The sequence below is a fragment of the Kitasatospora sp. NPDC054768 genome, assembly GCF_053612025.1.
On sequence record NZ_JBSHBN010000087.1, the window covers coordinates 1 to 12155 of the forward strand.

The following is a 12155-nucleotide window of genomic DNA, read 5'->3' on the forward strand; positions in this document are numbered from 1 at the left end:
ACGGCGGAGCGCCCGGCGGCGTAGGGCGCTCCGCCGTGGCGGACACGCCCCGGCCGGGCGCCGTTCGCCGCGGGCCGCGGGCCGCGGTCAGGGGGCCGCGGTCAGGGCATCAGCCAGGGCTGCTGCGGCAGCGGGTGGCCGGTCTCCAGGTAGGTCTTGAGGTTGGCGAGCACCGCCGACCAGCCCTGTTCGGCGTCCGCCCGGGCGGCCTCGTCGGCGAGGTCCACGTGGGTGACGGTGAGCCGGGTGAGGTCCTGCCAGCCCTGGAGCTCGAAGGTGACCCGGGAGGGGAAGGCGGCGTGCTGCTCCTGCGGGCCGGCCCAGGTGGTGACCAGCAGGTGCGGGCGGTCGACCGCCTCGACGGTGCCGATGACGTCGGCGGTCCCGGATCCGTCGGTCCGCTGGTGTTCCCAGGGCGCGCCGAGCAGCCAGGTGGAAACGTTGCGGTGGCCCCAGTAGAGGCCGGACTCGTCGGCGTTGGTGAGCGCGTGCCAGACCCGCTCGGGGGCGGCCCGCAGGTAGGTGATGCCGCGGTGGCTGAAGGCGGTCACGGCCTCACCCCTGCGCCGCGTCGAGCAGCGGCTGGATCTCGATCTTCTGCATCCGCAGCATGGCCGCGAAGACGCGGTCCGCCGTGGCCCGGTCCTCGCCCGCGACCAGGTCGAGCAGCACCCGGGGGGTGATCTGCCAGGAGAGGCCGTAGCGGTCCTTGAGCCAGCCGCACGGACCCGGCTGACCTCCGTCCGCGGTGAGCTCCGCCCAGAGCCGGTCGACCTCCTGCTGGTCCTCGCACTCCACCTGGAGCGAGATCGCCTCGGTGAAGTGGAACGCCGGACCGCCGTTGAGGGCCGTGTACTCGCGGCCGGCGAGCTCGAACTCGACGGTCATCACCGAGCCCGCCGGGCCGGGGCCGGTCTCGCCGTACCGGGTGGTCCTGGTGACCCGGGAGTCCGGGAACAGGGTGGTGTAGAAGGCGGCGGCCTCTTCGGCCCGGTCGTCGAACCAGAGGAAGGTGGTGATCTTCTGCATGCGCCCGACGGTAACGGCGGGCTCCGGCACGGCGGCCGAGCCACGGCCGGGGGTCACCGGATCGGCGCCCCCGGCCGGGCCGGCCGGGGCTCAGTGCACCCAGCCCGCGTAGCGCTGGACGAAGCGCTGACCGGTGTGGGCGGTCACGACGACGTCGTAGCGGCCCTGCTTGTCCAGCGGCCAGGCCAGGTCGGCCTGCTTGCCGGGCTTGACCTGGACGGTCTGCGCGGTGCCCGCGAAGTCGTTGGGCGCGGCGGTGAAGGCCACGTCGGTCATCCCGTCGTTGGCCACCTGGAGGGTGAGCCTGCGGTTGCCGCGCAGGTCGGCGGTGACGATCGGCACGCCGATGTCGTTCTGGCCGTCCTGGCCGTCGCGCACCACGGTGCCGGCGAAGCGTCGGACGAAGCCGTCCGGGCCGTGCACGGTGAAGTCGTAGCGGCCGCCGGTGGCGGCGGCGTCCCAGACGTACCGGGCGGTGGCTCCGGGAGCGACGGTGTACGGGGTGCCGGCGAAGGGGAGCAGGATGTTCGGGTAGACGGTGTACGGGAAGGCCACCGAGCCGTCGTTGCTCATCGTGCAGGTGACCCTGCCGGTCTTCCGGTCCACCTCGACGTCGGCCCACGGCTGGTACGGAAGCGGCCGGTGCGGGCGTTCGCCGCGCTCCTGGACCGGCATCGCCTGGGCGCCGACCGCCGGCAGCGCGACGCCGGGCAGCTTGGTGCCCGCGTCGGCCCTGGCCATCAGCGCCTTGGTGTCGGGCAGCGCCGGGATCGAGTGCTCGGGGGCGGCGAAGTCGAAGCAGCTGGTGAGGTCGCCGCAGACGGCCCGGCGCCAGGCCGAGATGTTGGGCTCGGCCACCCCGGTGACCAGCTCCATGAAGCGCAGCACCGACGTGTGGTCGAAGACCTGGGAGTTGACCCAGCCGCCGCGCGACCAGGGCGAGATCACCCAGAGCGGCACCCGGTTGCCGAGGCCGATGGCCCGTCCCTGGGTGAACTCCTCGGGGGTGCCGGGCTCGGGGGTGGGCGGGACCATGTGGTCGAAGTAGCCGTCGTTCTCGTCGTACATCACCAGGAAGACCGTGTGCTGCCAGACCTCCGGGTTGGACATCAGCGACTGCAGGGCCTGGTCGACCCAGTGGGCGCCGTAGGCCGGACCGGCCTCCGGGTGCTCGGAGAACAGGTAGGGCGCGACCAGCCAGGAGACGGTCGGCAGGGTGCCGTCCTTGCAGTGGCGGTCGAAGTCGGCGGGGTCGAACTTCGTCATCGCGTTGACGTACCGCGGGTCGTCGTGCGGGAACTCGTGGAACTGCTTGAAGTAGGAGAGCGCGTTGTCGTCGTAGTCGCCGGTGCGGTCGTCCTTGCTGGGGTTGTGGTAGACGCGCCAGCTGACGCCGGCCGCCTCCAGGCGCTCGGCGTAGGTGGTCCAGTCGGCGACGGGGTTGTCGGTGACCGGGGTGTTGTCGATCCACGGGCCGGTGGTGCCGTCCCGGCCGGGGCCGGCGGTACCGGTCCACAGGTAGAGGCGGTTGGGGTCGGTGGGGCCGGCCAGCGAGGTGAAGTAGGCGTCGCAGACGGTGAACGCGTCGGCCAGGGCGTACTGGTAGGGGATGTCGTCGCGGGTGAAGTAGCCCATGGTGCGCTCGCCCTTGGCGGCGATCCACTTGTTCATCGCACCGTTGTTGATGGCCTGGTGGCCGGTGGCCCAGTCGTGCGGGAGGCCGCCGGCGTTCTGGGCGTTGTACTTGGCGGTGTCCATCCGGTAGGGCAGCATCGCGCCGCCGTCGCTGCGCCGGCTGTCGGGCTGGCGGAAGACGTCGGTGCCGTCCGGGAACTGGAGCGCCTGCTTGTCGCCGAAGCCGCGGACGCCGGCCAGGGTGCCGAAGTAGTGGTCGAAGGAACGGTTCTCCTGCATCAGGACGACGACGTGCTTGACGTCCTTGATGGTCCCGGTGAGCGGGGCGGCGGGCTTGGCACCGGCGGCGGTGGCGGGGGCCGGGGCCGGGGCCGGGGCCGGGGCGGCGGCGGCCTGGGTGGCCGCCAGACCGGTCAGGGCGGTGGCGCCGGCGGCCGCGGTGGCGCCGACGAAGGTGCGGCGGGAGAGCTCGGGCATGACGAACTGGCCTCTCGGAGCTGGGGGATGGGGAGCCGGGGAGCTCAGAGCCGGAAGGTGGCGACCGCGGCGGCGGTGTCGGAGGGCCACTCGTTGGCGGCGGAGCCGGGCTCGGGCTGCGGCCAGTCGGCGACCAGGGTGTGCGCCTCGACCAGCTTCAACGGGCCCGCGTACTGGACGTAGTCGACGCGGTCCTGCGGCTCCGGACGGTCGCCGCGCCGCTTGCGGGTGGGCGACCAGGTGTTGCCGGGGGCCTTGACCGGATCGGGGCACTCCTCGCGGAAGGTGTCGGTCAGTCCCGCCCCCTGGAGGGCCGTGGTGACCGGCCAGGCGAGCGCGCCGACGCCCTGGTGGGCGGCGGCGGTGGCGGCCGTCCAGTCGCGGTGCGAGGGCGAGGAGAGCGCGCCGGCCAGCACCACCGGGGTGCGCCGGGCGATGTCGGTGCGGACGGCGGCGGCCAGCGCCCTGGCCTGCCGCAGCCGCAGCGAGCCGTTCTCGGCGGCCTCCACCTCGGCGGCGCTCCGCCCGTCCTGGACGGCGTACGGGCCGTAGCCCGCCTCGTCCAGGTGGGCGGCCCAGAAGCGGACGCTGCGGCCTCCGGGCAGTCGCAGGGTGGCCGCGGCGGCGGGCAGTTCGGCGGTCGGGGCGGTGACGTCGGTGAGCGGGTGGCGGCTGAGGATGCCGACGCTGCCGGGGCTCTGGTAGGCGTACCAGCCGAGGGCGTCGGCCAGGGTCCTGGCCCGCTCCCCCGCGGTCTCCTGCAGGGCGAGCACGTCCAGGCCCTGGGCGAGGACCACGCGCAACTGCTTCTCCAGCGCGTCGGTGTGGGCCGAGCCCGCGTCGTGCAGGTTCCAGCTGGCGGCCTTGAGGCGCAGCGGTGCGGCCGGGTCCACCACCGGGACGAGGACGGTGACGGTGTCGGTGGCGCCCGTGCTGTCCTTGACGCCGACGACCACCGGCTCGGGGTTCTTGCCGGCGGCGGCGGGGGCGGTGCCGGTGAGCGTGCCGTCGGCGCTGACGGCGGCCCAGGCCGGGCCGCCGACCTTGCGGTAGGTGGCGGAGCCGGCCGGGTTGCCGGCCGGGCGGGACCAGAGGCCGCCGAGCCGGACCGTCACGGCGGCGCCCGGGGCGACGGGCGTGGCGGTGAACGCGTCCACGGCGGCGTGCGGGCGGACGACGGCGGGCTTGGGGCGGAAGGAGAACGGCTCGGTCCTGGCGAGGATGCCGTAGCCGTCCTTGGCGAGCAGGTAGGCGGTGTACGGGCCGCCGGTCAGCGCGGAGGTGTCGAGCTGGACGTCGCCCGAGGTTCCCGGGGTGTACTTCCACAGCAGCGAGCCGCCGTTGCCGGGCTGGCGGCCGCCGTCGTAGATGCCGACCCAGTTCTTGGCGTCGGGGGCGTCGGTGGTCCACTGGAAGGTGAGCCGGTCGCCTTCGGTGGGGTTGGTGGAGGAACTGAGCGTCAGGGCGCTGCCTGCGGCCACGGTTGTCCTGTCCGCCGCCCGGGACCGGGCCGCCGGGGGACGGTTCGCCGGGGCCGGGTACGGCTGGTCACGGAGGCTGGGAGAAGGGAGCTCGCGCAGTTGGCTGTACAACTGCGGGCGGCCTCATTCACCCGAAGGCCGGCGACCGGCGCATGAACGAAGCATGACGGGGCGTCGGGCGGTGCGGGAACTTCGGTGGGCGCACCTGCGGACATGCGACGGGGGCCGCGGTGGACCGGTCCACCGCGGCCCCCGTCGGGCCGTGCTCCTGAGGCGCGGAGCGCCGGTCAGGCCAGGGCGAGGAAGAGCTTCTCCAGCTCGGCCTCGCTCATCGGCGGGGCGTCCTCGTCCGCGGCGGCCATGCACTGGCGCATGCCGCTCGCGACGATCTTGAACCCGGCCCGGTCGAGCGCGCGCGAGACGGCGGCGAGCTGGGTGACCACGTCCTTGCAGTCCCGGCCCGCCTCGATCATCGCGATCACCCCGGCCAACTGCCCCTGCGCGCGACGCAGCCGGTTCAGGACCGCGCCGACCGCCTCCTCGTCCACCTGCATGTCGGGCCGCCTTTCACATCGACTGTCGATGGACAAGTGTACCCGGCGGGGTATTCATTCCCGGGTGGCGAACGTCGTACCCGACCCGCCCGCGCCGGACGCGGGTCGGCGGCGGGTCGGCGGCAGGGGCGGACGCGGGTCGGCGGCGGGTCGGCGGCAGGGGCGGGCGCGGGTCGGCGGCGGGTCGGCGGCAGGGGCGGGCGCGGGTCGGCGGCGGGTCGGCAGCAGGGGCGGGCGCGGGTCGGCGGCGGGTCGGCGGCGGGCCAGGGGGCGGTTCAGCGGCGGGCCAGGCGACGCTCCCCGCCCGCGCCGGTCGCGTACGGAAGCTCGTAGTACGCGAACACGGCGGGCTCGTCCTCGGCGGGCAGCACGTCGTCGGTGCCGATCGCCGGCGCCTGCTTGACGAGGTTGCGCGGGTACGCCACCCGGAGGTAGTCCGGGCCGGCCACCGCACCCTCCAGCGGGACGAACACCAGGCGGCGCCGACCGGCGAACCCGACCGTGACGGTGGCGAAGAACGGCTCGTCGCTGGCCGTCTCCACGTAGACCGACTCCAGCGAACCGATGCGGTGGCTCTTCTCGTCGACCACGGCGTGGCCGCGCCACTCGCGGATGTCCGCCATCGCGATGCCCACGGTCCGACCTCCCGTCCCCGGCTGTTCCCCCGCCCCGGTCTCCCATCCTGCGCCGGGAGCGGCCGGGACGCGCGGCGAGGCCACGAGCCCCCGGCCCGACGAAAGGGACATACGGGGGTGACCCGGCCAACCGCCACGGGGGCCGTGACCTGGGCTTTAGGCTGTCCGGCAGCAGGACCGCGACCACGCCTTCTACCGCTCGCTGGGCTTCCTCTCGCTCGCTGGGCTTCCTCTCCTACGAGGAGAAGGAGATGTCCGCCTTCGGGCTCCCCCGCGTCCGCGCTCCGCGGGCAGGGGCGGGGGCGGGGCGGTCCCCGGCCTGACCCCGGCCCCGCCGCGCCCGCCGCACGCTCAGACCGGACGGCCGGGCGGGACCAGGCCGGTCTGGTAGGCGATGGCGACGAGCTGGGCCCGGTCTCGGGCGTCGAGCTTGGACATCGCCCGGTGGACGTGGGTGCGGACGGTGAACGGGCTGACGAACATCCGCTCGGCGATCTCCTCGTTGGTGAGGCCGGTGGCGGCCATCGACATCACCTCGCGCTCACGGGCGGTGAGGACGGCCAGCCGCTCGCTCGCGGGGGTGGCGGACGCCGGCTCGGGCTGGGCCAGGAACTGGTCGATCACGGCCCGGGTGGCGGCGGGCGAGAGCAGCGCCTCGCCCGCCGCGACGGTGCGCACGGCGGCGAGCAGTTCCTTGGGGTCGGCCCCCTTGCCGAGGAATCCACCGGCGCCCGCGCGCAGCGCCTGGGCCACGTACTCGTCGATCTCGAAGGTGGTGAGGATGAGCACCCGGGTGCCGGACAGCTCCTCGTCGCCGCAGATCTCGGCGGTGGCACCGAGACCGTCGACGCCGGGCATCCGGATGTCCATCAGCACGATGTCGGGCTTGGTGGCCCGGGCGAGCGCGACGGCCTCCCGGCCGTCGGCGGCCTCGCCGACCACCTCCATGTCCTCCTCCGCCTCGATCAGCAGGCGGAAGGCACCGCGCAGCAGGGCCTGGTCGTCGGCGAGCAGTACCCGGATGGTCATGCGTGGTCCCTGTCCTCTCGGAGCGCGCCGTCCGCCCGGGCGGCGTGCTCCTGTCGTTCGGCCGGTGTCGGGCGATCGGTACGGGTGGTGCGCGCGGCCCGGGCGGCCCGGGCGACGTCGGCGGCGGTGAAGGCGCCCGCGGACTCGGGGCCGTCGTCGCGGGCGCCGGTGCGCAGCGGCAGTTCGGCGGTGACCAGGAAGCCCCCGTCGGGCCGCCGGTCGGCACTGAGCCGGCCGCCGACCGCCCCGGCCCGCTCGCGCATGCCGATCAGGCCGAAGCCGCCCTCGCTGGGCGGGTGCTGGGGCAGCGACACCGCGCGGCGGCGGCCGGTCACGGTCGGTCGGCCGTTGGCGACGCTGACCGCGACCCGGCTGCCGCTGTAGGCGAGGGTGATCTCGGCGTCGGCGCCGTGGGCGTGCTTGGCCACGTTGGTCAGCGACTCCTGGACGATCCGGAAGGCGGTGAGGTCCACGCCGGGCGACAGCGGGCGGGCCTCGCCCTGGACGGAGAGCCGGATCGGCAGGCCGGCCCGCTCGAAGGTGGTGATCAGTTCGGGCAGCCGGTCGAGGCCCGGGGCGGGTTCGAGCGGGGCGCGGTCCTCGGCGCGGCGCAGCAGGCCGACGGTGGCGCGCAGTTCCTGGAGGGCCGAGCCGGTGGCGTCGGTGATGTGGCTGAGCACCTCCCGGGCCTGGACGGGGTGGTTGTCCATGAGGTGGACGGCGATGGCGGCCTGGGCGTTGGCGAGGGCGATGTGGTGGGCGACGACGTCGTGGAGGTCGCGGGCGATCCTGATCCGCTCGTCCGCGACCCGCCGACGGGCCTCCTCCTCGCGGGTGCGCTCGGCGCGTTCGGCACGCTCCTCGATGGCGGCGAGGTGGGCGCGGCGGTTGCGGATCGAGTCGCCGAGGGCGCCGGGCAGCAGGGCCCAGGCGAGCACGCCGAGCCGTTCGCTGACCGGCCCGCCGGGGCCGAACAGCAGGGCGATCCCGGTGAGCAGGACGGCGGCGGCGACCGAGGCGCGCAGCGCGGTGGCGCGGTCGGTGCGGATGGCGAGGAAGTAGAGCGCGAGCAGCAGCGGGGTGGCCAGGGTCGGGGTGAGCCGGGGGCTGACCATGGCGAGCAGCATCGTGCAGAGCAGCGTGACGGCGACCACCGCACGCGGGTGGCGGCGGTGGGCGAGCACGGTGACGGCGGAGACCAGCGCGATGACGAAGGTGGGCGCGGCGAACGGGGTGAAGCGGCCGCCGGTCTGGTCGATGGTGGCGCCGAGGGCGGTGACCGTGATCATGGCCGTGCCGCCGGCGACGTCGAGCAGCCGCGGATGGTCGCGGCGCAGGCGCTGCCAGAAGTCGCTCATGCTCGTGCTCTCCGGTCGGGGGGACGCCGGCCACGCCCGCAACCGGGCAAGCCTGGGTTCGAGCCGCGCCGATCCCGCTCGGGGGCGCGGCGGGCCGCGGCGGGGGCCTCCGCACGCGCGGTGGCCCCCGACAGCAACGGTAACGGTTGGGCTCGAACCGGTGTCCGAGCGGTAGGGCGCCGGCCCGGCCCCGCACGGTGTCGGGGCGGGGCCGGGCGGCAGTGCCCTAGACGGTGACCGACTCCCGGGCCGGGGCCTGCTCGGGGGCGGGGGTCTCCAGCTTGCTGCCCTCGACGTCCACGTCCGGTATCAGGCGGTCGAGCCAGCGCGGCAGCCACCAGGCGCGGCGGCCGAGCAGGGCGAGGACGGCCGGGACGACGGTCATCCGGACGATGAAGGCGTCGAAGGCGACGGCCGCGGCGAGGCCCAGACCCATCATCTTGATCATCGGCTCGCTCATCCCGATGAAGCCGGCGAAGACGGCGATCATGATGAACGCGGCGGCGGTGACCACCCGGGCGTTGTGCCGGAAGCCGGTGACGATCGCCTCGCCGGGCTCCTCACCGTGGACGTAGCCCTCGCGGATGCGGGTGACCAGGAACACCTCGTAGTCCATGGCGAGGCCGAAGACCACACCGATCATGAAGATCGGCATCATGCTCATCACCGGGCCGGTCTGCTCCACGCCGATCAGCTCGGCCAGCCAGCCCCACTGGAAGACCGCGACCACGGCGCCGAGCGCGGCGACCACCGACAGCAGGAAGCCGAGGGCCGCCTTCAGCGGCACGAGGATCGAGCGGAAGACCACCATCAGCAGGACGACGGCAAGGCCGACGACCACGGCGAGGTAGGGCAGCAGCGCGTCGGACATCTTCTGCGAGACGTCGATGTTCATCGCCGTGGTGCCGCTGACCAGGACCGTCGCCCCGGTGGCCGTCTTCAGGCCGGCCGCGTCGTGGCGGATGGCGTGCACGATGTCCTTGGTCTCGGCCTCGCTCGGACCGGTCGCCGGGACGGCGTTGAGCAGGGCCGTGTCGCCCGCCTGGTTGAACATCGGCGGCGTCACCGCGACGACCCCCGGCAGCCCGGAGACCTTCTTGGCGACCTCGTTCGCGGCGGCCTTCGGGTCGGCGACGCCCTTGACGTCCACCATGACCGTCAGCGGGCCGTTGAAGCCGGGGCCGAAGCCCTCGGAGAGCAGGTCGTACGCGCGTCGCTGGGTGGTGGAGGTGGGCTTCGACTCGTCACCCGGCAGGCCGAGCCGCAGGTCGAGCGCGGGGGCCGCGAGCACGCCGAGGCCGATCACACCGCCGAGCAGCACCGCGAGCGGGCGGCGCAGGATGAAGCGGGCCCAGCGGGCTCCGCCGTTCTCCTTCGCGGCCGGGGCCGCCCCGCCGCGGTCCTTGCGGGCCTTGCGGGCCTTGCGCGGCAGCACCTTGCGGCCGAGGAAGCCGAGCAGGGCGGGCACCAGGGTGAGGGCGACCAGCACGGCGATGACGACCGTCCCGGCGGCGGCCATGCCCATCTTGGCCAGGATCGGGATGCCGACCACGGAGAGGCCGGCGAGCGCGATCACCACGGTGAGGCCCGCGAAGACCACCGCGGACCCGGCGGTGCCGACCGCCCGGCCCGCCGCCTCCTGGGGCGCGCGGCCCTCGGCGAGCTCGGCGCGGTAGCGGGAGACGATGAACACCGCGTAGTCGATGCCGACCGCGAGGCCGAGCATCATGGCGAGGGTGCCGGTGGTGGTGGAGAGCCCGAGCGTGCTGCCGAGCGCGGTGATCAGCGCCATGCCGAGGCCCACGCCGACGACCGCGGTGAGCAGCGGCAGGCCGGCCGCGACCAGCGAGCCGAAGGTGATCACCAGCACGACGGCGGACAGCGCCATGCCGATCGCCTCGCTGCTGCCCCCGGCGTCGGCCTTGGCCATCAGCGCGGTGCCGCCGATCTCGACCTTGAGCCCGGCGTCCCGGCCGTGCTGGGCGGCCCGCTCCAGGGTGTCGGTGGCGGTCTTGGACACCTCGCCGGCCTTGGCGGAGTAGCTCACCGTCGCGTAGGCGGTGGTGCCGTCCGAGGAGACGGCGCCCGGCATCTTGAACGGGCTCACCGCGCCGGTGACCTGCTCGGAGCCGGCGAGCTCGCCGACCGTCCGCTCGACCGCCTGCTGGTTGGGCGCGGCGGTGATCTTCTGGCCGGAGGGGGCGACGAACACCAGGCGCGCCGAGGCCCCGTCGGCGTGGCCGCCGGGGAAGCGCTCGTTCATCAGGTCGAACGCCTTCTGCGCTTCCGTGCCGGGCATCGCGAAGCCGTCGTCGGGTGCGGCGGGCGCCTTGGCCGCCAGGACTCCGACGGCTGCCAGCACGGCGACCCAGAGGAAGGTCACCAGCCGGCGCCGGACGAAGGTCCATCGGCCCAGGCGGTAGAGGAACGTGGCCACGGGAGAGCGGACTCCTTCGGATGCGGTTCTCGGGAACAGGAGGCGCCGCGGCCGACCGGACGTCCTGGCGGACGCGGTCCCCCGCAGCATGACCCATCCTTGATCGCCGACCCCTGCTCCGTCGTCGTCCCTGTGCAGGCCGTTTGCGTACTGCGGACGCAGTAGTGCCATCCCCCGCACGGAGGAGCGCACGCCCTGCGCCGGAAGCAGCCCCCGGACCTGCGACGGCCGCAGACCCGGTCACCCGTGCGGTCGGCGACGGCGGGCCGGGGACCGGTGGGCGAAGTAGCGTGATGTGCCTGACCCGTCCGCCGACGTGCGGTTCGGGAGGATTCGACCCGATCGGTGCTGCTCCGGCAGCCCGCCGCCGGAGGTGCCCATGGGCGTTCCAGCCGCCCGCATCGTGTTCGACGAGAGCGACCGCGCGGCCGTCGCCGAAGCGGTGACCGAGATGCTCACCACCGGCGCGCTGACCCTCGGTCCGTGGACCGAGCGCTTCGAGCAGGCCTTCGCCGCCGAGCACGGCGCCTCGCACGCCGTCGCGGTGAGCAGCGGCACGGCGGCGCTGGAGGTGATCCTGCGCAGCGTCGACGTCCGGGGCCGCGACGTGGTCGTCCCCGCCGTCACGTTCTACGCGACCGCCGGGGCGGTGGTGCACGCGGGCGGGCGGCCGGTCTTCGCCGACGTCGATCCGGCCACCCTCGCGCTCTCCCCCGAGACCCTGGAGGCGGCGCTCACCCCGGACACCGCCGCCGTCGTCCTGGTGCACATCGGCGGGCTGGTCGGCCCGCGGGTCGACGCCCTGCGGGCGCTGTGCGACCGGCGCGGCGTCCCGCTGGTCGAGGACGCCGCGCACGCCCACGGCAGCAGCTTCAACGGCCGCGCCGCCGGCACCTTCGGCCTGGCCGGGGCCTTCTCCTTCTACCCGACCAAGGTCACCACCAGCGGCGAGGGCGGGATGATCCTCACCGAGTCGCCCGAGCTGCGTGACGGGGCCCGGATCTACCGCGACCAGGGCAAGGGCTCCTTCACCACCAACCACCACGTGAAGCCCGGCTACTCCTGGCGGATGAGCGAGCCGCACGCCGCGATCGGCGCGGTGCACCTGCGCCGGCTGAAGGAGTTCATCGAGACCCGCCGGGCCGTCGCCCGCCGCTACGACACGGCGCTCGCCGGGCTGGACGGGCTCGACCCGGTGCCCGAACCGCCCGGCTGCCGCGGCAACTACTACAAGTACGTGGCGCTGCTGCCGGCCGGGGTCGACCGCGCCGAGTTCAAGCGGGCGGTGGCCGAGGAGCACGCGGTGCGGCTGTCCGGCGAGGTCTACGACCTGCCGCTGCACCTCCAGCCGGTGTTCGCCCCGTACCGGCGCGGGCCGCTGCCCGTGGCCGAGGACGTCTGCGCCCGGCAGGTCTGCCTGCCGGTGCACTCCGACATGACCGAGGACGAGACGGAGCAGGTGGTCGACGCCGTCTCCGCGGTGTACCGGCGCCTGGCCGGGTAGCCGGAGCGAAGGGAGC

At 74.5% G+C, this 12155-nt stretch carries 10 protein-coding genes; 1 reads left to right on the plus strand and 9 read right to left on the minus strand.

The window, feature by feature from the left end; genetic code table 11:
• Positions 1 to 101: 101 nt before the first annotated feature.
• The 9 genes from ACWGKU_RS24195 to ACWGKU_RS24235 form a co-directional block, all read right to left on the minus strand.
• On the minus strand, positions 102 to 551 hold the full coding sequence (locus tag ACWGKU_RS24195) for an SRPBCC domain-containing protein (protein ID WP_401051627.1): 450 nt from the start codon (positions 549 to 551) through the stop codon (positions 102 to 104).
• A gap of 4 nt (positions 552 to 555) precedes the next feature.
• Entirely contained in the window at positions 556 to 1029 is a 474-nt protein-coding gene (locus ACWGKU_RS24200) for a VOC family protein (RefSeq protein ID WP_401051626.1), read from the minus strand.
• A 90-nt stretch (positions 1030 to 1119) separates the two neighbouring features.
• The gene (locus tag ACWGKU_RS24205; RefSeq protein WP_452177648.1) at positions 1120 to 3141 is read right to left on the minus strand and encodes a phosphocholine-specific phospholipase C; all 2022 of its coding nucleotides are present in this window, start codon (positions 3139 to 3141) and stop codon (positions 1120 to 1122) included.
• A gap of 44 nt (positions 3142 to 3185) precedes the next feature.
• The gene (locus ACWGKU_RS24210; protein ID WP_452177649.1) at positions 3186 to 4622 is read right to left on the minus strand and encodes an endonuclease/exonuclease/phosphatase family protein; all 1437 of its coding nucleotides are present in this window, start codon (positions 4620 to 4622) and stop codon (positions 3186 to 3188) included.
• A gap of 287 nt (positions 4623 to 4909) precedes the next feature.
• On the minus strand, positions 4910 to 5176 hold the full coding sequence (locus ACWGKU_RS24215) for a metal-sensitive transcriptional regulator (RefSeq protein WP_392877763.1): 267 nt from the start codon (positions 5174 to 5176) through the stop codon (positions 4910 to 4912).
• Positions 5177 to 5451: 275 nt separating this feature from the next.
• Positions 5452 to 5799: a PRC-barrel domain-containing protein gene (locus tag ACWGKU_RS24220; RefSeq protein WP_401055264.1), complete on the minus strand. Its 348-nt coding sequence runs from the start codon at positions 5797 to 5799 to the stop codon at positions 5452 to 5454.
• A 363-nt stretch (positions 5800 to 6162) separates the two neighbouring features.
• On the minus strand, positions 6163 to 6840 hold the full coding sequence (locus ACWGKU_RS24225) for a response regulator transcription factor (RefSeq protein ID WP_359914739.1): 678 nt from the start codon (positions 6838 to 6840) through the stop codon (positions 6163 to 6165).
• Entirely contained in the window at positions 6837 to 8198 is a 1362-nt protein-coding gene (locus ACWGKU_RS24230; RefSeq protein WP_401055343.1) for a sensor histidine kinase, read from the minus strand. The genes ACWGKU_RS24225 and ACWGKU_RS24230 overlap by 4 nt, the downstream gene beginning before the upstream one ends.
• 226 nt (positions 8199 to 8424) lie before the next feature.
• A complete protein-coding gene (locus ACWGKU_RS24235; RefSeq protein WP_452177650.1) occupies positions 8425 to 10635 on the minus strand; it encodes an MMPL family transporter in 2211 nt (736 codons plus the stop codon).
• A 379-nt stretch (positions 10636 to 11014) separates the two neighbouring features.
• Here ACWGKU_RS24235 and ACWGKU_RS24240 point away from each other — a divergent pair, with 379 nt between their 5' ends.
• Entirely contained in the window at positions 11015 to 12139 is a 1125-nt protein-coding gene (locus ACWGKU_RS24240) for a DegT/DnrJ/EryC1/StrS family aminotransferase (protein ID WP_380544762.1), read from the plus strand.
• Positions 12140 to 12155: the final 16 nt, after the last annotated feature.

Coding starts and splice junctions, on each gene's coding strand:
- ACWGKU_RS24200 (WP_401051626.1), bottom strand. CDS start 1,029: ATGCAGAAGATCACCACCTTCCTCTGGTTCGACGACCGGGCCGAAGAG.
- ACWGKU_RS24205 (WP_452177648.1), bottom strand. CDS start 3,141: ATGCCCGAGCTCTCCCGCCGCACCTTCGTCGGCGCCACCGCGGCCGCC.
- ACWGKU_RS24215 (WP_392877763.1), bottom strand. CDS start 5,176: ATGCAGGTGGACGAGGAGGCGGTCGGCGCGGTCCTGAACCGGCTGCGT.
- ACWGKU_RS24220 (WP_401055264.1), bottom strand. CDS start 5,799: ATGGCGGACATCCGCGAGTGGCGCGGCCACGCCGTGGTCGACGAGAAG.
- ACWGKU_RS24225 (WP_359914739.1), bottom strand. CDS start 6,840: ATGACCATCCGGGTACTGCTCGCCGACGACCAGGCCCTGCTGCGCGGT.
- ACWGKU_RS24230 (WP_401055343.1), bottom strand. CDS start 8,198: ATGAGCGACTTCTGGCAGCGCCTGCGCCGCGACCATCCGCGGCTGCTC.
- ACWGKU_RS24240 (WP_380544762.1), top strand. CDS start 11,015: ATGGGCGTTCCAGCCGCCCGCATCGTGTTCGACGAGAGCGACCGCGCG.